This window comes from Streptomyces sp. Je 1-79 (assembly GCF_025195125.1).
Lineage (GTDB): Bacteria > Actinomycetota > Actinomycetes > Streptomycetales > Streptomycetaceae > Streptomyces.
Map to the genome: position 1 here is coordinate 1 of NZ_JAMGSL010000010.1, position 23371 is coordinate 23371.

Annotated in this window: 23 protein-coding genes; 13 read left to right on the top strand and 10 right to left on the bottom strand. The window is 72.0% G+C overall.

Annotated elements, in window-relative coordinates; translation table 11 throughout:
- Positions 1-228 precede the first annotated feature (228 nt).
- Positions 229-1077 (top strand): L,D-transpeptidase family protein, encoded by an 849-nt coding sequence (locus M5362_RS21195; protein WP_260229259.1) that lies wholly within the window; start codon positions 229-231, stop codon positions 1075-1077.
- Between the two features lie 156 nt (positions 1078-1233).
- Here the strand turns inward: M5362_RS21195 and M5362_RS21200 are convergent, their stop codons facing one another.
- From M5362_RS21200 to M5362_RS21210, 3 genes are all read right to left on the bottom strand, one after another.
- Entirely contained in the window at positions 1234-2355 is a 1122-nt protein-coding gene (locus M5362_RS21200; protein ID WP_260229260.1) for a hypothetical protein, read from the bottom strand.
- Positions 2355-3020 (bottom strand): RNA polymerase sigma factor, encoded by a 666-nt coding sequence (locus M5362_RS21205; protein WP_260229261.1) that lies wholly within the window; start codon positions 3018-3020, stop codon positions 2355-2357. The genes M5362_RS21200 and M5362_RS21205 overlap by 1 nt, the downstream gene beginning before the upstream one ends.
- A 304-nt stretch (positions 3021-3324) precedes the next feature.
- Positions 3325-4011 (bottom strand): DinB family protein, encoded by a 687-nt coding sequence (locus M5362_RS21210; protein WP_260229262.1) that lies wholly within the window; start codon positions 4009-4011, stop codon positions 3325-3327.
- A gap of 75 nt (positions 4012-4086) precedes the next feature.
- Between M5362_RS21210 and M5362_RS21215 the strand changes: the two genes are divergently transcribed.
- Positions 4087-4821: a Clp protease N-terminal domain-containing protein gene (locus M5362_RS21215; protein ID WP_260229263.1), complete on the top strand. Its 735-nt coding sequence runs from the start codon at positions 4087-4089 to the stop codon at positions 4819-4821.
- A 148-nt stretch (positions 4822-4969) separates the two neighbouring features.
- Here M5362_RS21215 and M5362_RS21220 read toward each other — a convergent pair whose 3' ends face one another.
- From M5362_RS21220 to M5362_RS21230, 3 genes are all read right to left on the bottom strand, one after another.
- Positions 4970-5521 (bottom strand): hypothetical protein, encoded by a 552-nt coding sequence (locus M5362_RS21220; protein WP_260229264.1) that lies wholly within the window; start codon positions 5519-5521, stop codon positions 4970-4972.
- 58 nt (positions 5522-5579) lie between these two features.
- Positions 5580-6218 (bottom strand): DUF4328 domain-containing protein, encoded by a 639-nt coding sequence (locus M5362_RS21225; RefSeq protein WP_260229265.1) that lies wholly within the window; start codon positions 6216-6218, stop codon positions 5580-5582.
- Between the two features lie 121 nt (positions 6219-6339).
- Positions 6340-7947, bottom strand: coding sequence for a glycoside hydrolase family 20 protein (locus M5362_RS21230; RefSeq protein ID WP_260229266.1), 1608 nt, complete (start codon positions 7945-7947; stop codon positions 6340-6342).
- Positions 7948-8229: 282 nt separating this feature from the next.
- On the opposite strand from M5362_RS21230, the gene M5362_RS21235 reads away from it, so the two are divergent.
- From M5362_RS21235 to M5362_RS21260, 6 genes are all read left to right on the top strand, one after another.
- Positions 8230-8778: a 2-oxo-4-hydroxy-4-carboxy-5-ureidoimidazoline decarboxylase gene (locus M5362_RS21235; RefSeq protein WP_374214506.1), complete on the top strand. Its 549-nt coding sequence runs from the start codon at positions 8230-8232 to the stop codon at positions 8776-8778.
- 193 nt (positions 8779-8971) lie between these two features.
- The gene (gene sdhC, locus M5362_RS21240; RefSeq protein WP_260229268.1) at positions 8972-9352 is read left to right on the top strand and encodes a succinate dehydrogenase, cytochrome b556 subunit; all 381 of its coding nucleotides are present in this window, start codon (positions 8972-8974) and stop codon (positions 9350-9352) included.
- 8 nt (positions 9353-9360) lie between these two features.
- Positions 9361-9834: a succinate dehydrogenase hydrophobic membrane anchor subunit gene (locus M5362_RS21245; protein WP_260229269.1), complete on the top strand. Its 474-nt coding sequence runs from the start codon at positions 9361-9363 to the stop codon at positions 9832-9834.
- A gap of 25 nt (positions 9835-9859) precedes the next feature.
- Complete coding sequence (gene sdhA / locus M5362_RS21250) at positions 9860-11614, top strand: succinate dehydrogenase flavoprotein subunit (RefSeq protein ID WP_260229270.1); 1755 nt, start codon at positions 9860-9862, stop codon at positions 11612-11614.
- Entirely contained in the window at positions 11614-12372 is a 759-nt protein-coding gene (locus tag M5362_RS21255) for a succinate dehydrogenase iron-sulfur subunit (protein ID WP_260229271.1), read from the top strand. Before sdhA ends, M5362_RS21255 begins: the two co-directional genes overlap by 1 nt.
- Positions 12373-12454: 82 nt before the next feature.
- Positions 12455-12988 (top strand): hypothetical protein, encoded by a 534-nt coding sequence (locus M5362_RS21260; protein ID WP_260229272.1) that lies wholly within the window; start codon positions 12455-12457, stop codon positions 12986-12988.
- A gap of 15 nt (positions 12989-13003) precedes the next feature.
- Here the strand turns inward: M5362_RS21260 and M5362_RS21265 are convergent, their stop codons facing one another.
- Entirely contained in the window at positions 13004-13552 is a 549-nt protein-coding gene (locus M5362_RS21265; RefSeq protein ID WP_260229273.1) for a MarR family winged helix-turn-helix transcriptional regulator, read from the bottom strand.
- Positions 13553-13638: 86 nt separating this feature from the next.
- On the opposite strand from M5362_RS21265, the gene M5362_RS21270 reads away from it, so the two are divergent.
- Together M5362_RS21270 and M5362_RS21275 are read left to right on the top strand one after the other, a co-directional pair.
- Positions 13639-14895: an MFS transporter gene (locus tag M5362_RS21270; protein WP_260229275.1), complete on the top strand. Its 1257-nt coding sequence runs from the start codon at positions 13639-13641 to the stop codon at positions 14893-14895.
- A gap of 46 nt (positions 14896-14941) precedes the next feature.
- Positions 14942-17491 carry a DUF4132 domain-containing protein gene (locus M5362_RS21275; protein WP_260229276.1) on the top strand — a complete coding sequence of 850 codons (2550 nt, stop codon included), beginning with the start codon at positions 14942-14944 and terminating at the stop codon, positions 17489-17491.
- Here M5362_RS21275 and M5362_RS21280 read toward each other — a convergent pair.
- A complete protein-coding gene (locus tag M5362_RS21280) occupies positions 17460-18263 on the bottom strand; it encodes an alpha/beta fold hydrolase (RefSeq protein ID WP_260229277.1) in 804 nt (267 codons plus the stop codon). The two genes, M5362_RS21275 and M5362_RS21280, sit on opposite strands and share 32 nt — an antisense overlap.
- A gap of 138 nt (positions 18264-18401) precedes the next feature.
- Between M5362_RS21280 and M5362_RS21285 the strand changes: the two genes are divergently transcribed.
- Genes M5362_RS21285 through M5362_RS21295 form a run of 3 tightly spaced genes read left to right on the top strand, consistent with a single transcriptional unit; the run spans position 18402 to position 20084 of the window.
- Entirely contained in the window at positions 18402-18836 is a 435-nt protein-coding gene (locus tag M5362_RS21285) for a hypothetical protein (protein ID WP_260229278.1), read from the top strand.
- Positions 18837-18846: 10 nt separating this feature from the next.
- Positions 18847-19269, top strand: coding sequence for a thiol-disulfide oxidoreductase DCC family protein (locus M5362_RS21290; protein ID WP_260229279.1), 423 nt, complete (start codon positions 18847-18849; stop codon positions 19267-19269).
- A gap of 29 nt (positions 19270-19298) precedes the next feature.
- The gene (locus tag M5362_RS21295) at positions 19299-20084 is read left to right on the top strand and encodes a TetR family transcriptional regulator (RefSeq protein ID WP_374214507.1); all 786 of its coding nucleotides are present in this window, start codon (positions 19299-19301) and stop codon (positions 20082-20084) included.
- Positions 20085-20154: 70 nt separating this feature from the next.
- Here M5362_RS21295 and M5362_RS21300 read toward each other — a convergent pair whose 3' ends face one another.
- On the bottom strand, positions 20155-21711 hold the full coding sequence (locus M5362_RS21300; protein WP_260229280.1) for an ABC transporter substrate-binding protein: 1557 nt from the start codon (positions 21709-21711) through the stop codon (positions 20155-20157).
- Positions 21712-21960: 249 nt separating this feature from the next.
- Entirely contained in the window at positions 21961-23361 is a 1401-nt protein-coding gene (locus tag M5362_RS21305) for a metallophosphoesterase (protein ID WP_260229281.1), read from the bottom strand.
- Positions 23362-23371: the final 10 nt, after the last annotated feature.

Genomic DNA, 23371 nt, shown 5'->3' on the forward strand with positions numbered 1-23371 from the left:
CTGCTGTGCCTCCCGTTTGGACGTACTGACTGGTGCGGATCCCGCGACGGACATACGGCGAGGGCCGTGCGACGGGTGGGGAGCCGCTCGCCCAGGCCTTCCCCACCAGGATGCTCCGCGGATCCGGCCGGTGCGCAACCAAGCGCGCGCGGGAAGCATCCAATAGGTACACAGGCTGATTCCCGGGGGGCACAGATGCGTCGTACGTCCGTCATAGGCAGAGCACTCATGGCCGCGGTCGCGGTGGCGGTCGCCACCGGCTGTACGGCCCAGGCGGCGGGCGGCGGGGGCGCCTCGCCCTCGGCGAGCGGGAAGCCGTCGGCCTCCTCCTCGTCCCCCACGGCCCCGGCGCCGAGCTCGGACGCTCCGAGCGGTACCCCGACGACGGACGGCAAGCCGTCCTCCCCCACGCCCAGCTCCACCCCCACCTCCGCCCAGCCGGTCGGCAAGGTCCTCATGAAGGACGGCGACGAGAGCGAGCGGGTGCGGGAGCTGCAGGCGCGGCTGCGGCAGATCGGCTACTTCGACCGCGCGCCCACCGGCTTCTACGGCTCGATCACCGGCAAGGCCGTCTCGGCCTTCCAGAAGAAGCGGGAGCTGCCGCAGACCGGGTCGGTGGACGAGGTCACCTGGCAGCGGCTGGTCGGGATGACCCGCAAGCCGACGGCCGACGAGCTGAAGCCGTCCACGTCCAACGCGCTGGACACGCCGGACCCGCGCTGCATGACCGGGCGCGTGCTGTGCATCAGCAAGGAGACCCGCACGCTCGCCTGGATGATCGACGGCAAGGTCGTCTCGTCGATGGACGTCCGCTTCGGTTCGGAGAACACCCCGACGCGAGAGGGCACCTTCAACGTCGGCCGCAAGGTCCGCAACGACTGGTCGAAGCTCTACCACACGCCGATGCCGTACTCGATGTACTTCAGCCGGGGACAGGCGGTGCACTACTCGGCGGACTTCGCGGCCCGCGGCTACAACGGGGCCTCGCACGGCTGCGTCAACGTCCGGGACCGGGTGAAGCTCGCGAGGCTCTTCGACGAGGTGAAGGTCGGCGACAAGGTCGTCGTGCACTGGTGATCACCGGGCGCGGGAAGAAGGGGCGCGGGTGGGACCGGGGGAACGTGTCCCACCCGCGCCGGGTGCGCGGAGCCGGAGGTACGGGGGGAACCTCGGCTCACGCGCGGCCGATGACCAGTCGGCTCACTCTGTACTGCGCCGACGGGCCGAAAAGTGTCACACCTGGTTCGTCACGAGGGTTCTGACGCGGTCCTCGGCCCCGTCCGGGGCGTGGTCCCCGGCGCGGGCGCGGACGGTGTCCGGGGTGGTTCCACCGGTTCCGGCGGCGGGGGCGGAACCCTTGGCGTGACCGGTGTTCCGGTCGGAGGTCCGGTCGTTCCCCTGGTCGTCGCCCCAGCCGTCGCGGCGGCTGTCGGAGCCCGCTCGTTCGCCCTCGCCGGACGAGTCGCCGTCGCCCTTGCCGTCGCCCGCGCCGTCGCCTTTGCCGCCCGAGGAGTCGCCGCCCAGGACGCGCTCGCAGAAGCGCCGCAGGGTCTCGCCCCCGCGCGCCGACTTCTCCAGCCGGCTCTTGGCCGTGTCGTCGATGCGCCCGGCCCGGAAGTCCCGGCAGGCCTCGACGATCTTGGCGCCGAAGTTCGACCCGTCCCTGTCCGGCGTGCCCGTGCTCGTCCCCGGCTCCGGGGTGGTGTCGCCCTCGCCGCCCGTACCGGCGGAACCACCCGGGCCCGCCGTGGCGGGAGGCGCGGGCGTCGAGGATGAGGCGCCGGGGGAGCCGTCGCCGGACGGGGGCGCCGAGGGCGTACCCGTACCGAAGCCGGTGTCCGGGGAGGCCGACGGGTCCGGGACGTGCGGGAACTCCGACGCGTCCGAGGCGACCGGCTCGGGCGTGTCCAGCGCCGACACCGTACCCGCGGGACCGGGACGGTCCGTGGTGAAGGGCAGCATGCCCGTGCCGGAGGCGACGGCGACCCCGCCGACCGCCACGGCGGCGACCGCCGCGGCCAGTCCGTACCGCAGCGAGCGGCCCCAGCGCCGGGCCGCGGGCACCGGCCTGAGCCGTACCGCGCCGAGCTCGGCGGCGGTGGGTGCGAAGGCCGACGGGGCCGAGGCGAGACCGCGCTCGGCCCGCGCCTCGCGGAAGGCGGCCAGGGCGGCCGCCTCGCCGGGAAGTTCCGCGTCCGCCACGGAGGCGAGCGGGGCCGGGCGGGCCGCCGCGAGGGCCTGGGCCAGCCACAGCGCCTCTGCGCGGCTGTGATCGTCGACGGCGTCGACCGGTTCGCCGCGCAGCAGACGCTCCGCGGCCTTCTGGTCGAGCCACTGGTACCGCTCGTCGGCCATCACATGTCCTTCTGCGTACGCGCGCGCGATTGCGTCACACCACCGGGGGCCGGAGCCCCCGGCCTGCGGCCGCGCTGGGGCGGTACGCCGCCGAGGGAGCCCGGGCCGCCGTCGCCCTCGGCGCCGAGAAGTTCGGCGAGCCGCTTGAGGCCGCGGTGGGCCGCGGTGCGTACCGCGCCGGGGCGCTTGCCCAGGGTGTCGGCGGCGCTCTTGGCGTCCAGGCCGACGACGACCCGCAGGACGACGGCCTCGGCCTGGTCCTGGGGAAGTTGGGCGATCAGATGCATGGTGTCGCCGGTGGTCAGTGCTTCCAGCGCCTCGTCCGCGGTGTCGGAGTCGGCGGGCTTGTCGGTGAGTTCGGTCTCGTCGCCGCTGGCCGCGGGGCGCCTGCCGCGCATCCGGATGTGGTCGAGGGCCCGGTTGCGGGCGATGCGGGCCGCCCAGCCGCGGAACCGGTCGGCGTCGCCGCTGAAGCGGTCGAGGTCCCGGGCTATCTGGAGCCAGGATTCCGAGGCGACGTCCTCGGCGTCGGCGTCACCGACGAGCGTGCGCAGATAGCCGAAAAGCCGTGGGTGCACGGCGCGGTACACAGTACGGAAGGCGTCCTCGTCCCCGTTCTGCGCAGCGAGCAGCGCGGCCGTCAGCTCCGCGTCCTCCCCCAGCACTCCCCACCCTGTTCGTCATCACGGCTGGTCACCACCGCCGCACCTTCCGGCACGCATCAGAACGCTACGTCCTTCTCCGGCGCCCCGTCCACGTTCGTCCTCTGATTGTGCAACCTGCAACCAACTTGGGACATGGACGATGGTGTGACAGAAAACGCTTGTACGGCGCTGAAGGGAGTACGGGGCCGTGCTGCGGCTCCGGCGGACGACGACCGGGGCCTCTCCTGTGGGGGGTGGCGGCCCCGGTCGTCTTCCTTTTCCCCTCCGCTCCCGGCGCCGTCGCGGGCCTCGCCCGGGGCTCGTCTCAGGCCGGTCCGGTGGCCGTCCCCGACTCCCGCGGGGCGGCGAACCAGCGCCAGGAGGCGAGTCGTTCGCGTCCGGGGAGCTCGCCCCGGCCGGTGGCCCACAGCAGGGCCGGCCAGCGGTCCGCGTCCCTCGGGGCCTCGGGGAAGAGCCGGGTGAGCACCTGATCACACAGGCCGGCCGGCGGGTGGAACGCGACGCCGAGTCCGCTGGCGATGTCATGGGTGTGGACGAGGGTCTCGACGATCCCCATGGCCGCGAAGCCCTCGGCGTCGGAGAGGCCGAAGCAGTGGTACGCGCGCCGGTCCGCGGGGACCGTGCGGACGACGGCGGTCAGCATCGCGCCGCAGGACTCCAGGACCTGGAGCAGCCCGGTGGTCCCGGCCTCGGGATCGGCGTAGGTGACGTTGGCGGGGCCGCCCTCACGGCGCCGTTCCCAGCGGAAGGGGACCTCGGTGGCGAGCGTCGGCGCGTCGAGGCCGAGCTGGGCCGCGTAGGCGAAGAGGTCGTCGGCGAGGTGCTCGACGGTCTCCCAGCAGCTCCAGCTCAAGGTGCCGGCCGGGCGCTGCCAGTCGGCGACGGCGGTCGTGGACGCGGCGCCGCGCAGGGTGGTGAGGGAGAGGCGGACGGCGTGCTGGAGGTCGTCGGCGGTGATGCCGGGTGCGGTGGGATCGCTCGTCGTCGTCATGGCGATCATCATGGCGCCCGTCGAACTGTCAACCGATGGTTGACACCACTGAACTGTCAACCTAGGGTTGCCTCCATGACGAAACCAGTCGGCATGACCATCCCCGTCCGGCTCGACGACCTCATCGAAGCGATCAAGAAGAGCAACACCGACGCGCTCGACCAGCTGTCGAACGCGGTGATCGCCGCGGACCATCTCGGCGACATCGCCGACCACCTGATCGGCCACTTCGTCGACCAGGCCCGGCGCTCCGGCGCCTCCTGGACCGACATCGGCAGGAGCATGGGCGTCACCCGCCAGGCGGCCCAGAAGCGCTTCGTCCCCAAGGACCCGGACGCGGAGAAGATGGACCCGAACGCCGGGTTCAGCCGCTTCACCCCCCGGGCCAGGAACGTCGTCGTCGCCTCCCAGAACGAGGCCTCGGCGGCCGGCAACGCCGAGATCACCCCGGGCCACGTCGCCCTCGGTCTGCTCGCCGAACCCGAGGGCATCGCGGTGCACTGGATGACCACCCAGGGCGTGACCGCGGAGGCGCTGCGCGCGGCGGTCACCCCGACGCTGCCCGCGGCGGCCGAGGAGGTGCCCGAACTCATCCCGTACGACGCGGCGGCGAAGAAGGTCCTGGAGCTGACCTTCCGCGAGGCGCTCCGGCTCGGCCACAACTACGTCGGCACCGAGCACATCCTGCTGGCGCTGCTGGAGTTCGAGGACGGCGAAGGCGCCCTCACGGGCCTCGGCCTGGACAAGGAGCGGGCGGAGGCGGACATCGCGGCGGCGATCGAGCAGCTCGCGGTGAAGCCGAAGGAATGACGTCGGCGACGCCATGACGGCATCGGCCGGGCACCCCTGGGGGCGCCCGGCCGTGTCCTCAGGCCGTACGCGGGTCTCAGGCCGTACGGGTCTCAGGCCCTACGGGTCCCGGCGTCGTACCGGTCTCAGGCCGTCGGGCCACCGGGGCTCAGGCCGTGCGGGCCCGGCGGGAGACCACCGCGCGGAGTACCCGGCCGCCCTCCGTGGAGAGCTCGCGGGCCCGGCGCAGACCGGTCGGCCCGTGCGCGACGGATTCGAGGACGGTCTCCTGCCGGCGCAGCTCGCCGGCGAGGAGCGGGCCGGCGCCGGCCCCGTCCCCCGCCCGGCAGCGCGCGATCGACTCGTCGGTGACCTCGGCCGCGTCGTACCGGCCGTGCAGGGCGAGCGCGGTGACGGAGCATCCGGAGGCCCACGTCCGCAGCGGCCCGTCGGCCCACTCGGCGGGCGCGGCGCCCAGCATCTCGCGTACGAGCCCGGCCGCCTCGCCCTCCTCGGTACCGGCACCGTCCAGCTCGATCCGGGCCTTCGCGACCGCCTCGCCCCACGCCCCGCCGTCACCACGGGCCACCGCCGCCCAGACGGGCCGCAGCACCTCGCCGCCGTCGGGTGCGAGCAGCGGCAGACACCGGTCCAGGCAGGCGAGCCCGGAGGCCGCCAGACTCCGTTCGTCGGCGCGGTCGATCAGTTCCAGCAGGCTCATGGAGGCCTCCCGTTGCGGACGCAGTACTTCCCTTACTGCGCCGCTTGGCGTGATTACGTCACTGTGCGGCCGGAATCATGCCAGTGGCCTTGGTGTGCTGCATAGAGGTCAGCCGACGGACGAAGAGGATCGCGAGGACGGCGGCCGCGATGTCGAGGACGTATCCCGCCAGGGACCACGAGGCCGCGGTGACGTAGGCCTCGGGGGTCTCGGCCCGCTTGTACAGCTGCGAGGCGATCCGGTCCGCCACCATGTCGGCGACCCAGAGCGTCCACCAACCGTTGAGGAGCGCCAGCTCCCGAGCGCCGTCGGCGGCGTACGGCTGCCACCGGCTGGCCCGCCAGATGTCGGCGGCGATTCCCCGCGGAATCCACAGGTTGCCGATCGGGATGAACCAGCCGCCGACGGCCCAGCCCGGCTTCCGGCGCTGAAGGTCCGGGGCCCACACCCCGGCGTTCTTCCGCAGCCGGTGGAACCAGACGATGAAGACGATCCCGGTCGCCACGTACAGCGTGAAGGCGACGCTGTAGGCCAGGTTCAGGGCGATGATCCCGAACAGGTCCGGTTCGGCGTAGGCCGTGATGTAGTCGGAGACGAGGACACGGACCTCGAACTCGGCCAGCAGCACGTCGAAGGCGATGTTGCCCACGAGCAGGGCTATGACGGCGTACGACAAGCCGTTCGGATTGCGGAGCATGGTTGAGCGAACCCCCACGGGTGTTCGGCTCCCCTCCCCGAGGAGCCGGCGCGGCCGAGCGGCCGCCGCGGAGGGGACCGTACGTCCTGGGGAACCCTTCCGTCCATGGGAAAACCGCAGGTCAGCTGCGCACGTTCACGGCGAGCGCCCGGAACTGGTCCCAACTCATCGTCGGCGTCCGCGAGTCCCACAGCTTCTGCGCCGTCGCCGTCAGCGGCATCCGGATCCCGTCCGCCACCTGCGCCTGCGTCTGCGACTGGGACAGATCGCACCAGACCGCGAACCGGCCGCCCAGGATCTGAGGTCCGTACCGCGCCGGGACGGGGGTCGTGCCGCGCAGCACGAGCGGGGTCCACTGCTCGTAGATGCGGCGGCCGGTGGGGTACGTGAACTGGTTCGGCTCGCCGAGGACATAGTACAGGAACTCGTCGTTGAGGTTCACCAGCTTGCGGCCCTCGGCCAGGTACTCGGCCGGCGGCCGGGCGCCGATCTCCTTGCCGGTCCAGTACTCGACCTCGATGTCCTTGGCGGCGGTGACGGTACCGCCCGTGAAGAAGCCGTCGTTCCACGCCTTCGGGGTCTGCTTCGCGGCGCGCACCACGGCCGCGCGGTCGTTCATCCAGCCCTCGGTCAGGTCCTGGACACCGGCGTTCGGGCCGTACTTCTCCCGGGCCGCGCTCGCCAGCTGCGGGTAGGAGGCGGCGGGGTTGCTGACGGTCAGCGCCTGGTACTCGTCGGCCCCGATGTGGAACCACCGGCCGCCGAACAGCGCCGTGTACTCGCGCAGCAGATCGTCGATGAGCTCCGCCGACTCCGGCTTGGATATGTCGATCGCGCCCTGCCGCGGCACGCCCTGCACGTTGCGCAGCTGGAGCTGCGGGTAGGCCCGCAGCACCGCGCCGAGGTGTCCGGGCGAGTCGATCTCGCCGAAGACGTCGATGTGCAGGCGGTCACCGAGGGCCAGGATGCGCTTCACCTCCGCCGTCGTCAGGTGCGGATCGGTGACGATCTCGGGGTGCGAGGTGGACTCGATGCGGAACGCCTGGTCGTCGGAGAAGTGCAGCCCGAGCTGGTTGAGCTTGAGGTCGGCCATCTCCCGCATCCGGGCTTCGATCCACTCCGCTGTGAAGTGCTTGCGCGCGATGTCCAGGTTGAGCCCGCGCTGGGGCTTGGCGGGCGCGTCGCTGACGGTGCCCTCGGGCATCGCGCCGGAGCCGTTCACCGACTGCTTGAGGGTGCGGGTCCCGTAGAAGACCCCCGCCTGGTCGGGGCCGGTGATCCTGACCCGGTCGTCGCCGGTGGTGAGCGTGTACGACTCGGGGGCGCCCTTGCCGCCGAGGGCCAGCTCGACGTCGCCGGCGCGGGCGGCGACGGCACCCCGGTACGCGATCTTCAGCTCGCCCGCGAGCATCCGTCCCTCGTCGGCCAGCCCCTCGCTGCCCGCTGCGACGACGACGCCGGCCTGGGGCGTGGGGCGCCAGCCGGGTCCGCGGGCCGCCTCGTGGGACCGGACGGCGGGGACCGTGAGCGGGGCGGAGGAGAGCGGGTACGTCCGGGTCGGGCTGGGCGGGGGTGTGCTCGTCGGCGCGCTGGTGGCCGGGGTCGGTGTCCCGGCGCCGGGGGTGGGGCCGGCGGACGAGCTTTCGGAGCAGGCCGTCACGGTGACCAGTGCCACCGCGGCCGCGAGGAGTGTGGAGCCCGCGTGGGGCCTCCGTATGGCGTACCGCATCACTCGGAATCCTCCCTCAGCCGGTGGCGCGCGGCCATTCGGGGCGGGGTCGGCGACCCCGGAACGTCACGCACACGTTCCGAAACTCTCCCTTCCGGGTGAAATTCGCGCATCCTTCGGACAGTTCCCGCACCACGTCGATAACGTTGCGTCACACCCACCCCACCTTTCCCGGAGTCCACGGTGACCAGCGACACCCGAGCCCCTTCCCGGAACCGGAACCCGGGCTCCGCCGCCGCTCCCGGGACATCCGCGAGCCCCGCGACGCCCGCGAACCCCGCCATACCCGCCCAACAGGGCGAACCCCGGCACCCCGCCGCCCGCGCCACGCCCGGCGTCCCCGAGGGTCTCGCGCGGTTCAACGCGGTCGCCGCCTCCGTCGCCGAGGAGATCCTCCTCTCCTGCTGCCACAGCCGCCGCTGGGCCGAACGGGTGACCGCGCACCGTCCGTACCCGACGCTCGACGCGCTGCTCGCCGCCGCCGACGAGGCCGGTTACGACCTGCCCGCCGCCGAACGGGTGGAGGCGCTGGCCGCCGAGGACTCGGCCGCTCCGCACCCCGACGCCCCGCCCGCCGCCCACACCGCGCTGCGGGCCGCCCACGCCGCGTACGAGAGCCGGTTCGGGCACGCCTTCGTGATCAGCCTCGACGGCGTACGCCCCGGTGAGCGCCTCGACCAGGTGCTCGAAGGCATCCGGTCCCGGCTGGGCAACGAGCCCGAGGAGGAGCGGGTGATCGCCGCCGAGGAGCTGCGCCGGCTGGCCCGCGCCCGGCTCGCCCACCGGGTCGGCGCCGCGCCCTCTCCCGTACAGGCGTCCGGAATGCGGTGATTCGGGCGCGGACGATAGCCCGTCCGTGCCTCTTTGATCACACCTATGGACCCCGCGCGAGCGAACCGACAAGTCGTCGCTACGATGACCAGGGCCGGTGGACCGTACCCGGCCGGGTCAGACCGACACTACTGTTCTTAACTGGGTAGAAGATGGCGGCCGACCCTTCTCCCCGCTCCCGGAGGGTATTTCCGTGCCGGCTGGAACGCTGTACCGCGGCCGGGAAGGAATGTGGTCCTGGGTGGCTCATCGAGTCACCGGCGTCCTCATCTTCTTCTTCCTGTTCGTACACGTGCTGGACACCGCTCTCGTCCGCGTCTCCCCCGAGGCCTACGACGAAGTGGTCGCCACGTACAAGACGCCGATCGTCGCACTCCTCGAGTACGGCCTGGTCGCCGCCATCCTCTTCCACGCTCTGAACGGCCTGCGCGTCGTCGCCGTGGACTTCTGGTCCAAGGGCCCGCGCTACCAGAAGCAGATGCTCTGGACCGTCGTGGGCATCTGGGTCGTGCTGATGGCGGGCTCGCTGTACCCCATCCTCGGCCACGCCGCACGTGAACTGTTCGGGAGCTGACGCCAGACATGTCTGCTGACACCACTTCCGCGATCGGTCCCGTCGAGGGCGCGTCCTACGACGTGGACAACCCGGCCCCGTACATCGAGGCCCCCCGCAAGCGCACCGGCAAGACGCCGCGGGCGACGCGAGGCAACTTCGAGATGGCCGCATGGCTCTTCATGCGCCTCTCCGGCATCGTCCTCGTCGTCCTGGTCCTCGGCCACCTGCTGATCCAGCTCTTCCTCGACGGCGGCGTCTCCAAGATCGGCTTCGCCTTCGTGGCCGGCCGCTGGGCGTCTCCGTTCTGGCAGGTCTGGGACCTGCTGATGCTCTGGCTCGCCATGCTGCACGGCGCCAACGGCCTCCGTACCGTCATCAACGACTACGCGGAGCGGGCCAACACGCGCCTGTGGCTCAAGGGCCTGCTGTACACCGCCACGGTGTTCACCATCCTTCTGGGCACGCTGGTGATCTTCACCTTCGACCCGAACATCCGCTAGGCACGGGGCTGAGGTAATCCACGACATGAAGATCCACAAGTACGACACCGTCATCGTCGGCGCCGGCGGCGCCGGCATGCGCGCCGCCATCGAGTCGACGAAGCGCAGCCGCACCGCCGTCCTGACGAAGCTCTACCCCACCCGCTCCCACACGGGCGCCGCGCAGGGCGGCATGGCCGCCGCGCTGGCCAACGTGGAGGAGGACAACTGGGAGTGGCACACCTTCGACACGGTCAAGGGCGGTGACTACCTGGTCGACCAGGACGCCGCCGAGATCCTGGCGAAGGAGGCCATCGACGCCGTCCTCGACCTGGAGAAGATGGGCCTGCCGTTCAACCGGACCCCGAACGGCACCATCGACCAGCGCCGCTTCGGCGGTCACTCCCGCAACCACGGCGAGGCCCCGGTCCGCCGGTCCTGCTACGCCGCGGACCGCACCGGCCACATGATCCTCCAGACGCTGTACCAGAACTGCGTCAAGGAGGGCGTGGAGTTCTTCAACGAGTTCTACGTCCTGGACCAGCTGATCACCGAGGTCGACGGCGTCAAGAAGTCCGCCGGCGTGGTCGCGTACGAGCTGGCCACCGGCGAGATCCACATCTTCCAGGCCAAGGCCGTGATCTACGCCTCCGGCGGCACGGGCAAGTTCTTCAAGGTGACCTCCAACGCGCACACCCTGACGGGTGACGGCCAGGCGGCCTGCTACCGCCGCGGTCTGCCGCTGGAGGACATGGAGTTCTTCCAGTTCCACCCGACGGGCATCTGGCGCATGGGCATCCTGCTGACGGAGGGCGCCCGCGGTGAGGGCGGCATCCTCCGCAACAAGGACGGCGAGCGCTTCATGGAGAAGTACGCGCCGGTCATGAAGGACCTCGCGTCCCGTGACGTCGTCTCGCGCTCCATCTACACGGAGATCCGCGAGGGCCGCGGCTGCGGTCCCGAGGGCGACCACGTCTACCTCGACCTGACGCACCTCCCGCCGGAGCAGCTCGACGCCAAGCTCCCGGACATCACCGAGTTCGCCCGTACGTACCTCGGCATCGAGCCGTACACGGACCCGATCCCGATCCAGCCCACCGCGCACTACGCCATGGGCGGCATCCCGACCAACGTCGAGGGTGAGGTCCTGGCGGACAACACCACCGTCGTCCCGGGCCTGTACGCGGCCGGCGAGGTCGCCTGCGTGTCGGTGCACGGCGCCAACCGCCTGGGCACCAACTCGCTGCTCGACATCAACGTCTTCGGCAAGCGCTCCGGCATCGCCGCCGCCGAGTACTCCGCCAAGCACGACTACGTCGAGCTCCCGGAGAACCCCGCCGCGCTCGTCGAGGAGCAGATCGAGCGGCTGCGCAACGCCACGGGCAACGAGCGGGTGGCCGACATCCGCCGTGAGCTCCAGGAGACGATGGACGCCAACGTGATGGTGTTCCGTACCGAGCAGACGATCAAGACGGCCGTCGAGAAGATCGCCGAGCTGCGCGAGCGCTACAAGAACGTGTCCATCCAGGACAAGGGCAAGCGCTTCAACACCGACCTCCTCGAGGCCGTCGAGCTGGGCAACCTGCTCGAACTGGCCGAGGTCATGGCCGTCTCGGCCCTGGCGCGCAAGGAGTCCCGCGGCGGTCACTACCGCGAGGACTACCCGAACCGCGACGACGTCAACTTCATGCGCCACACCATGGCGTACCGCGAGGTCGGCGAGGACGGCTCCGAGACCGTCCGTCTCGACTACAAGCCGGTCGTCCAGACCCGCTACCAGCCGATGGAGCGTAAGTACTGATGGCTACCCCCGTACTGGACAAGGTGGAGAAGGACTCCGCCGCCTCGCCGTACATCACGGTCACGATGCGGATCCGCCGCTTCAACCCCGAGGTGTCGGACGCGTCGGTCTGGGAGGACTTCCAGATCGAGATCGACCCCAAGGAGCGTGTGCTCGACGCCCTCCACAAGATCAAGTGGGACGTCGACGGCACGCTGACCTTCCGCCGCTCGTGCGCGCACGGCATCTGCGGCTCGGACGCGATGCGGATCAACGGCAAGAACAGGCTCGCCTGCAAGACGCTGATCAAGGACATCAACCCCGAGAAGCCGATCACCGTCGAGGCCATCAAGGGCCTCACGGTGATGAAGGACCTCGTGGTCGACATGGAGCCCTTCTTCCAGGCGTTCCGGGACGTCATGCCGTTCCTGGTCACCAAGGGCAACGAGCCGACGCGTGAGCGTCTGCAGTCCGCCGAGGACCGCGAGCGCTTCGACGACACCACCAAGTGCATCCTGTGCGCCGCGTGCACGTCGTCCTGCCCGGTCTTCTGGAACGACGGTCAGTACTTCGGTCCTGCCGCGATCGTCAACGCGCACCGCTTCATCTTCGACTCGCGTGACGAGGCGGGCGAGCAGCGCCTGGAGATCCTGAACGACAAGGACGGCGTGTGGCGTTGCCGCACGACGTTCAACTGCACGGACGCCTGCCCGCGTGGCATCGAGGTCACCAAGGCGATCCAGGAAGTCAAGCGTGCGCTGATCACGCGTCGCTTCTGACGGTTTGCACGGCCGGAGGCCCGTTTCTGTACGCTCGGCGTGCAGAAACGGGCTTTTCCGTTGGTGGAGAGAGCGGGGAGAGATGAGCGAGCCGAACCCTTACGCGGACGGTGAGTACAAGTGGGGGCCCGGGCAGCAGGCGGGGACCCCGGGTTACGGCTATCCGCAGGCGGGGACGCCCGGTTACGGCTATCCGCAGGGCGGTGGCGGGTACCAGCCGACTCTTCCCGGCGTGCCCGTGCCGCCGCAGTACCCGCCGGTGGGGCAGAGCGGTGGCGCGTCGCTCGCGCTCGGGGACATCACCGTCGTCGGGGACCAGATCCACACGCCGGCCGGGCCGATGCCGCTGAAGGGCGCCGTGTGGAACGCGATGGACCTCTCGCGGACGGAGGAGAAGATCTCCACCGTCGGCATCGTCCTCGCCTGCGTCTTCGTCGCGGCCTGCGGACTCGGCCTGCTGTTCCTGCTCATGAAGGAGCATCAGACGACGGGCTTCGTCCAGATCACGGTGACCAGCGGCGGCCGCCACCACGCCACGATGATCCCCGCGACCGGGCCCCACACCATCCAGTGGGTCATGGGGCAGCTCAACTACGCGCGCTCGCTGAGCATGTGAGCATCTGAGGGACTTTCAGAGGGCGCCAGGAGCGTCCGTCGCGCCGGCGGCCGGCTCCTCGGCGGCCAGCATGATCCGGCGGAGCATGTCGTTGAAGAGGGTCCGCTCGTCCTTGTCGAGGACGCCGAGGAGCCGGTACTCCTCGTGACCGAGGACGTCCATCGCGCCGAGCCAGGTCTCCCGGCCGGAAGGGGTGAGTTCGACGACGACCCGCCGGCGGTCGGTCGTCGAGGGTGTACGGCGGACGAAGCCCCGCTTCTCCAGGGCGTCGAGGCGGCCGGTGACCGAGGCGGGGGCGAGGTCGAGGTCCTGGGCCAGTTCGGAGGGGGCCGCGCTGCCGCCCCGCCCGGCGAGCTTGTGGAGGGTGTCGAACTCGTGGCGCTCCAGCTCGAAGTCGACGAGGGACTGCTCGCGTACCCGCCGCAGGTGGACCGAGAGCTTCTTCATGCGGGTGACCGCGCCCTCCACCACCGGGTCGAGGCCGGGCAGGACGGGCTGCCAGCGGGCCACGTGCTCGTCGGTCCAGTCCCGCTGCGTCGGCCCTGCGGGCTCGGTCGGCTCCATGGGTCGATCCTACGTCGCCATCCATGATCCTTCGGTGCCGAATCTTTCGTTGACGAACCATTTGCCACCGAAGTACTTTCCCTGTCATGCCCACCACTCCTTCCGGCCCCGTCGGTCCTTCCGGCACGGCGTCGGGGCCCCTGCCCGCGCCCGCAGCCGTCCCGCACCCGCTGCGCACCCGTTCCTTCCGGCTGCTCTTCGCGGGCCGCACCCTCTCGCTCCTCGGCGACGCGGCGATCCCCGCCGCGCTCGCCATCGCCGTCTGGGAGGCCACCGGGTCGAGCTCCGCGCTCGCGATCGTCCTGGCCTGTGCGATGGTCCCCAAGCTCCTCCTCCTGCCCGTCGGCGGAGTCGTCGGCGACCGGTTCAACGCCCGCACGGTCGCCCTGACGACCGACCTCGTCCGCTGCGCGACCCAACTCCTCGTCGCCGCACAGCTGCTGGGCGGTGAGCCGTCGCTCGGGGTCGTCGCCGTCGCCGAGGTCGTCGGCGGTGCGGCGGGCGCCTTCTCGATGCCGACCGGTTCGCCCCTGGTCAAGGGGACCGTCGCCCCGGAGGCACTGCAGCGCGCCAACGCCGCGATGGGCATCGCCCAGAGCGCCACCCGCCTCGCCGGCCCGGCCCTCGCCGGAACGCTGATCCTGACGGTGGGGGCGGGGTGGGCGTTCGTCCTGGACGCGGCGACCTTCGCGCTCAGCGCCCTGCTGCTGGTCGCCGTACGGGTGGAGCGGGTGCCGATCCCGCGCCGGTCGCTGCGCGCCGACCTCAAGGAGGGCTGGCAGGAGGTCAGGTCGCGCGACTGGTACTGGACCAGCCTCGTCGGCCACGGCGCCTGGAACGGCGCCGCCGCCGTCCTGATGACCCTCGGCCCGTCCATCGCCCTCACCCGGCTCGGCGGCACGGAGGTCTGGCTCGCGCTCCTCCAGACCGGCGCCGTGGGCCTGTTGCTCGGCTCGCTGCTCGCCCACCGCGTGCGCCCCCGGCGCCCCGTCCTCACCGCGAACCTCGGCCTCGCCACGTACGCCCTGCCGCTGGTCCTGCTCGCGCTGCCGGCCCCCGCGCCGGTGACCATCGCCGCGTACGGGATCGCCCAGGCCGGTCTCGGTTTCCTCTCCCCCGTCTGGCAGACCGCCGTCCAACAGGCGATCCCCGCCCATGCCCTGGCCCGTGTCACCTCCTACGACTGGCTGCTCTCGCTCGCCGCCATGCCGCTCGGCTACGCCCTGGCCCCCGTCGCCGCCTCCGCCTGGGGCCCGGAGGTCCCCCTGATCGCCGCAGCGGTCGTGGTGGGCGGCTGCTGTCTGGGGACCGCACTGGTCCCGGGGGTACGGAAGTTCACCTGAGGGTCCGGGGGCGACACTGTCGGTGCGGCCCCGTACCGTCACCTGCATGGTGGGGACGACGAGTCTGGAAGTCAGGCTGTACGAGGCGGGGGTGCGGCAGCGGACGCAGGGGGGCGCCGCCGTCCAGGAGCTGCTCCAGGGGCTGCCGCCCGACGAGCTGCGCAGGGCGGCCCTGTGGATACACCGGAACCAGTGCCGGGGCGGCGCGGACCGGGTCACCGACTGGAGCGTGTCCTGGCTGGCGGAGCGGCGCCTCGGGTGGTCGGTGTCGCAGGCGGAGGAGCTGCTCGAACGGCTCGTGGGCGTGATGGCCATCGTCGATCCGGCCCAGCTGCTCCAGGAGTACGGGCCGCTGATGCAGCTCCCGCTGGCCGCCGCCCGTGAGGTGGGCGGCTGCGACCGGGCGCTGATGCGGGCGGCCCGCAAGGCCTCCCTGTCGGCCTGGGGGGACCAGACGGAGGGCTCGGAGAACGCCGCGACACGGGAGGTACTCGACCGGCTGATCGGCCCCGAGACGCCCGACGCCACGGGGCTGCCGTGGGCGATCCTGGACGACGAGGACGCGTACGGGCCGCGTATGCGGGCCGAGCACCCGGAGTTGCTCGCGGCGGCCGGTGTGCGCGCCTTCCTGGAGCACTGCGCGGCGCTCGGCACGGCCCGGCCGACCCGGAAGTGGCAGAAGGCCGCCGGGGAGCTGCTCGCGGCCGTGGGGCGCGGTGACGAGCTGGTGCGGGCGCTGCTCGACGGGGCCGCCGAACAGACCGAGCATCTGGTGGTCGCGGCCCGGTCGACGGGCGTGCACCGCGAGTGGGGTCTGGTCGGCGAGCGCAACGAGGCGGTCGTACGTGGGGCCCTGTGGGCGGCGGCCGACCTGACCGGCGCCTGGGTGGTGCCCGCCGTCGGCGCCGTGGCGCTGAACGCCGGTACGGGTACGGGTGGTTCGGGCGGTGTCTGCCGCAGCGCCAGGCTCGCCTCGGCCGGTGTCGCCTTCCTGGGCGCGTGCGAGGGCGAACGCGCCTCCGACGCCGTGCGGTGGCTCGGGCGGCTCAAGGGCACGGTGCGCAACCGGACGGTGGTGAAGGGCATCGGGAAGGCCCTGGAGGCGGTCGCGGGGCGGGCCGGGCTCACCCCGTCGATGCTGCGCGAACGCGGCACGCCGGCGCACGGACTCGACGCGCGCGGGATGCGCGAGGAGGCGCTCGGGGAGTACACGGCGGTGCTCGCGGTACGGGAGCCGGGCGTGGTCTCGCTGTCGTTCCACGGCCCCCAGGGGCGGGTCCTGAAGTCGGCGCCGAAGCCGGTCCGGGAGCGGCACGGGGAGCTGCTGGCGTCGCTGCGCGCCGCGACGAAGGAGCTGCGGACCCTGCTGGCCTCGGAGCGGGCCCGGCTGGAGGACCATCTGGCGGCGGGGACGACCTGGCCGACGGAGGACTGGGAGCGGTACTACATCGACCACCCGGTGACCGGCGCCGCCGCCCGCGCGCTGCTGTGGGAGGTCGACCCCGACGGCGACGGCCGGTGGACGGCGGGGCTGCCGGAGCGCACCGGCGGCGGCTGGGCGCTGGCCGGCGCGGACGGCACCGCTGTCCCGGTCGGCCCGGGCGCCCTGTTGCGCCTGTGGCACCCGGTCCTGGCCGACGGCGAGGAGATCGAGGAGTGGCGGGCCGAGCTCACGGGGAGGGAGCTGCGCCAGCCGTTCAAGCAGGGCTTCCGCGAGGTGTACCGGCTCGCCCCCGGCGAGGTGGGGACCGCTCCGTCCACCGACCGCTTCGCCGGGCACATCCTGCGGTACGGCCGGGCCAGGGCGCTGATGGCCGAGCGTGGCTGGTCCGGTGACGCCCTGGGGTACTTCAGCGGTGGCGGCTCCTCCGCGATGGTGCGGGAGCTGCCGCGCCCGGGTGAGCTGCCGGTCTCCGAGGGCACGTTCTGGCGGTCCCGGCTCGTCGTCGAGCTGGTCGACGCGGGCTCGGCGGCGACCGGCGTCGCGTACCTCTGCTCGACCGGTCAGGTGCGCTTCGAGCGCCGCGCCGCCTCGGCGGGGGCGCGCGGCCCGTGGGAGGGGGCCGCGTTGACCGACGTACCGGCGCCGCTGCGGTCGGAGGCGCTGCGGGACGTCGACCTGTTCGTCGGGGTGGCGTCCATCGGGGCGGACCCGGAGTGGCGAGACCGCGGCGAGCCGCGCGCCCACGACGGGTACTGGGAGAGCTGGTCGCTCGGCGAACCGTCCGAGCCGGCGCGGATCCGCCGGGAGACGCTGGCCCGGCTGCTGCCGCGCACCCGGATCGCGGACCGGACCGAGCTGACGGACCGCTTCCTGCGGGTGCGGGGCGAACTGCGCGCGTACCGGATCCATTTGGGCTCCGGCCACGTCCTGATGGAGCCGGACGGCACCCGGCTGCCCGTCGTCGCGGATCCGGGCGCGGCGGGCGCGGCGCTCGCCGCGGGCGCGGCGGCCGGCGGCGAGAAGGTCTTCCTGCCCTTCGAGGAGGAGGACGGCCTGCTGTCGGTGATCCTGTCGAAGGCCTTCCTGCTCGCCGACGACGCCCGGATCACCGACCGCACGATCACCGCCCGGATTCGGCAGGGCCTGTCGTAGCGCCCCGGCTGCCGCTCCCCCCGGTCAGGAACGCGGTGAGCAGCTCCGCCGTCTCCTCCGGGCGTTCCAGGGCCGGGAGATGACCGGCCCATTCCAGGTCGACGTGGTGGGCGTCGGGCAGGACGGCGGCGAGCCGGGTGGCCATCTCCCGGAAGTCCGGCACGTCATGGGCTCCGGAGACGACCAGGCACGGCACGTCGATGCCGGCCAGCTCCGCGGCCCCCACACCGGGGTCGACCGGGCCGTACTCCTCGGGGGCGGCGAGCTGTACGTCGAAGGCGCGCCGCTGCATCTGCCGTACGCGCTCACGCGCCTCGGCCCCGGCCTCCGGGCCGAGCCAGGTGTCGACGTTGAGCGCGACCGCGCCGTCGAGGTCACCGGCGTCGATCAGTTCGTCCTCGCGGCGGCCCCAGGCGCGTAGTTCGTCGCTCGCCTCGTAGCCGGGCATCCCCGCACAGAGCAGGGCGAGCGCCGAGACGCGTCCGGGGTGGCGGACGGCGACCTCCAGGGCGACCTCGCCCCCGAAGGAGGAGCCGACGAGGGCGGCCCGTTCGACGCCGAGGGCGTCGAGGAGCTCGACGACGTCGTCGCTGTGGGTGTGCGGGGCGTCGACGGGCGTCTCGCCGAAGCCGCGGAGATCGCAGCGCACCACGCGGGTTCCCGCGGCGGCCAGCGCCGCGAACTGGCCGTCCCACATCCTCCGGTCACAGACGCCGGAGTGGAGCAGCAGGACGACGGAAGGGCCTTCACCGGCCAGGTCATGAGAGAGCATCGGGCGCCACCTTATGTGCCGGGCCCGTCGCCCGCCTCCCTTTGCGCAGCTTCCGGCCACCCCCACTTGAACATGTTCAAGTCGAGGGTCTACAGTCATGACTACCAGCTTTTGAACGCGTTCAAGGGAGGGTGGGGCATGGACCTCACTGTCGTCGCGTACATCGTCTACCTGCTGATCAGCGTGGCCCTGACCGTCTGGGTCGCCCGCACGCTCAGCCGCAACGGAAGGATCTTCCTGGCAGACGTCCTGCACGGGAACGAGAAGCTCGCCGAGGCGGTCAACCACCTCCTGGTGGTCGGCTTCTACCTCGTCAACTTCGGCTTCGTCGCCCTCTACCTCAGCCAGGAGGAGGCCGTCGTCGACGCCCGGGCCCTCTTCGAGGCCCTGTCCGTCAAGCTCGGAGTGGTCCTCCTCGTCCTCGGCGTGATGCACCTGGGCAACGTCTACGTCCTCAACAAGATCCGCCGCCGGGGCGTGATGGAGCGCGAGCAGGTGCCGCCCGTGCCGCCGCAGGGCTGGACCGGCCCCGCCGCCAAGGGCCCCTGGGCCCCGCCCGTCACCGGATCCTGAGGAGAGACGGATGAGCCGGCCGCCCGTCACCCCCGTACACCGCCTCACCGTGCTGTACGACGCCGACTGCTCGCTCTGCGTCCATCTGCGCCACTGGCTGCTGCGGCAGCGCCAGCTCGTCCCGCTCGACCTCGTCCCGGCCGCCTCGCAGGAGGCGAGGCGGCGCTTCCCCGGCCTCGACCACGAGTCCACCCTCAAGGAGATCACCGTGATCGGGGACCGGGGACAGATCTACCGCGCCGCCTCAGCGTGGATCGTCTGTCTGTGGGCCCTGGCCGAACACCGGCCCAAGGCCCACTGGCTGGCCACCCCGGCCGGGCAGCCCTTCGCCCGGGCCACCGTCCTCGCCGCCGCCAAGTGGCGCGAGGTGGTCAAGGCCTCCGGACCGGCCTGCGAGGACGGGCGCTGCGAAGCACCCGGCACGCCCGGCTAGGCTCGGGCACTGTGAAGGACGTGAAGGAAGTGCAGCCCGCCGAGCCCACCGAGCCCGCCGCCGGGGCCGTCGAGCCCGCCGGGGCCAAGGCCCCGGCCAAGGCCGCGAAGAGCGAACAGACCCGCACGCTCATCCTCGAAACCGCCCTCCGGCTCTTCAAGGAACGCGGCTACGACAAGACGACGATGCGGGCCATCGCCCAGGAGGCCGGGGTCTCCGTCGGCAACGCGTACTACTACTTCGCCTCCAAGGAACACCTCGTCCAGGGCTTCTACGACCGGATCGCCGAGGAGCACCAGGCGGCGGTCGCGGACATCCTCGACGGCGGCGAGAAGGACCTCACGGCACGCATCCGCGGGGTCCTCCTCGGCTGGCTCGACATCGCCGAGCCGTACCACGAGTTCGCGGCCCAGTTCTTCAAGAACGCGGCCGACCCGGACAGCCCGCTCAGCCCCTTCTCCCCCGAGTCGGAGGGCCCGCGCGAGGCCGCGATCGAGGTCCACCGCCGGGTCATCGCCGGGGCCGACGTCAAGGTCGACCCCGAACTGGCCGAGCCGCTGCCCCAGTTGCTCTGGCTCCAGCAGATGGGCCTGGTGCTGTTCTGGGTGTACGACCGCTCCGAGGGCTGCGCCAACAGCCGCCGCCTGGTGGAGCGCCTCTCGCCGGTCACCGCGCGGGCGATCTCGCTCTCGCGCTTCCGGCTGCTGCGGCCCCTGGTGCGCGAGACCCATGACCTCCTCGCCGACTTCATGCCGACGGCGGCCGGCATGGCGGCCTCGGGCAAGCCCAAACGGGCGAAGACCCCGAAGGACTGACGACCGGCACCGGCCGGCCCGGGCCTCCCGGGCCCCCCAGGCCTCCCGGCCCTCCCGGGCCTCCCGGGCCTCAGATCCAGCCGAGCTCCCAGAGCCGCCAGATGCCCGTGCCGTCGGTGAGGTACTGCGAGCCGGAGACCTCCGTCGTCGCCAGCACGTAGTCCTTCTTCTGCCAGAGCGGCACCAACGGGACCTCCTCGGCGACCTCCGACTGGATGTCCTCGAAGTCGTTGGCGGCCGCCGCGCGGTCGCTGTACTGCTGCGTCGCGGTGATCAGCGAGTCGATCTTCTTGCTGGAGAACCCGTTGTGCATCGCGTTGTCCGCGCCCACCAGCGGGGCGGTGAAGCTGTCGGAGTCCGGGAAGTCGGGGAGCCAGCCGACGGGGTACGCGTCGTACTCGCCCTTCGCGTACGCCTTCTGGAACGTCTGCCAGTCCGCCTCGACGAGCTTGACCTTGAACAGCCCCGTCACCTCCAGCTGCCGCTTCAGCTCGGCCGCCTCGGCGCCGTACGTGGCGTCCTTGCGGTAGCCGAGGGTGAAGCTCACCGGCGTCTCGACGTCGGCTTCCTTCAGCAGGCTCTTGGCCTTCTTCTTCGACGGCTCGGGGTAGGCGTCGTAGAACGAGGTGCTGTGGCCGTTGAAGCCCTGCGGGATCAGGGAGTACAGCGGCTCGACCGTGCCGTGGTACGCGCCGGTGACGATCGCCGGGCGGTCGATCACCGCAGCGACCGCCTTCCGGACCGCCTTCTCCGCCATCGGCGAGCCCGACTTCACGTTGAAGTAGAGATTGCGGATCTCGGCGGTCTGCGCCTCCGTGATCCGGGCCTCCTCCTTGCCGTTGCCGACGGTGGAGAGGAACTCGGGCGGCATCTGCCGGTGCGTGATGTCGACCTGCTTGGTCTTCCAGGCCTCGGCGAGCTGCTCGGACTCGGTGAAGTACTTCACGACGACCGTTCCGCCGGTCTTGCCCACCTCGCCCCGGTACCTCGGGTTCGGCTCCAGGCGCGCGCGCTCGCCGGGCTTGTACTCCTTGAGGACGTACGGCCCCGAACCCTCGGCCGTGGTGCCCTCGCGCAGTTTCGTGGCGGGGTACTGGGTGCGGTCGACGATGGAACCGGCGCCCGTGGCGAGCTTCAGCGGGAAGGTCGCGTCCCGGCCGGCCAGGTTGAAGGTGACCTTCTGGCCCTCGGACACGACGCTCTTCAGCGTCGGGAAGAGCGGCGCGGGACCGACGTCGGCGTTGATGTTCAGCATCCGCTCGAACGAGTACTCGACGTCCTCGCCGGTGATCTTGCGGCCACTGGAGAAGGTGAGGTCGTCGCGGAGTTCGCACTGGTACGTGGTGAGCTTCGTGCCGACGAACTTGCAGTTGTCGGCGGCGTCCGGCACCGGAGTGGTGAAGCCGGGCTTGAAGGTCAGCAGCGACTGGAAGACGTTGCTGTACATCGCCCAGGAGCCCGCGTCGTACGCACCGGCCGGATCGAGCGAGGTCACCTCGTCCGTGGTGCCGACCGTGATCGGGTCGGTCCGGACGTCTTCGGAGGGCAGCAGCTGCCAGCCTCCCACCCCGGCGGCCACCACAACTCCACAAGTGATCAGGATCCGCAGACGGACCGTCGACCGCATCGCCGTGCTTCCTTTTTTCGAGCCCACCCCTGGCGCGGCGGCGCCCAGCCATGCCGCGATGGCGTCACCCAATCACACGGATTTCACAAGTGGAAGAGTAAACCTTCACAGTGCAGGCATATGTCCGTGATGGGCGACTTCAGGGGACTCAACGGCATGTATCGACCCTTACGCGATGAGTGACCCCTTCCGCCGTGCCGACCCGATGGGCCGCCCGGCACGGCGCCCCGACCCGTCGGACAGGTCCCCCTACGCCTGCTTGGAGGCCAGCTCCACGACGGTGATGTCGGAGGGCGCGCCGACCCGGACGGGCGGACCCCAGGCGCCCGCACCGCGGGAGACGTAGAGCTGAGTGTCGCCGTACCGCTCCAGACCGGCGACGGTCGGATTGGCGAGCTCGGCGAGGTAGTTGCCGGGCCACAGCTGACCGCCGTGGGTGTGGCCGGAGAGCTGGAGGTCGACGCCGTGGCGGACGGCGTCGTGGATGACGACCGGCTGGTGGGCGAGGAGGACGGCGGCCCTGGCGCGGTCGCGGTCGCCGAGGGCGGCGGCGAAGTCGGGGCCCTGGCCCTCGCTCTCGCCGGCGATGTCGTCCACCCCGGCGAGGTCGAATCCGGCCGGGATCTCCAGGCGTTCGTTGCGCAGCGGGCGCAGGCCGAGTTCGCGGACGTGGTCGACCCAGGCGTCGGCGCCGGAGAAGTACTCGTGGTTGCCGGTCACGAAGAAGGAGCCGTGCCGCGCCCTGAGCTGCGCGAGGGGCTCGGCGGCCGGCCCGAGGTCGGCGACGCTGCCGTCGACGAGGTCGCCGACGATGGCGATCAGGTCGGGCTGGGTGCCGTTGACAGCGTCCACGATGCGTTGGCTGTGGGCGCGGCCGAGGACGGGCCCGAGGTGGATGTCGGACACGACGGCGATCCGGTACCCGTGCGCGGCGCGCGGCAGCTTGGCCAGCGGCACGGTGACCCGCTTGACGCTCGGCCCGCGCAGCACGCCGTACGTCCCGTACCCGACGGTCCCCACGGCGGCGGCAGCGGCGGCCCCGCCGACGACCCGTGAGACGAAGAGGCGGCGCGACACCGCGGTCGCGCCGGCGACGCTCTTGACCTCCCCTCGCTCGGAGTCGTCCCCGCGGTCGGCGTCCGGGCGGTCGGCCTGCCCCCGCTCGGCTTCCGGGCGGTCGGCGTCCGGGCGCTCGGAGTCGTCCCCGCCGCCGGACGGGGTGGCGGGCGCGGGGTCGGTGACGGCCGTCTGGGCCGGGACGGGAGCCGGCGTCGGGGCCGGCGCCTGCGCGGGGGCCTGGGCCGGAGCCGGGGCGAGCGCCCGCGCGGCGGCACGCCTGTCGAGCGCGCGCCGGAGCAGCGGACGGACGGCTTCCCCGACCACGAGGGCGAGGGTCACGTACAGGAGCACCGCCAGCCAGAGGTAGCCGGGCCAGGCCACGACCTGCTGGAGCCAGAAGGGGGCGGCGGCCCGCGCGGAGCCCAGGGCCGCGAACGACAGCACCGGCAGAACGAACGCCGCGACCGTCCCCAGCCGCCGCGCCACGCTCCCGCGCGCGGTGACATCGCGCACAAGGCGCCGCCACACGTACCAGTGGACCGCGCCCAGAAGGGCGAGGATCACGACAAACACGAGCAGAAAGACGAGCACGCGCCCCAAC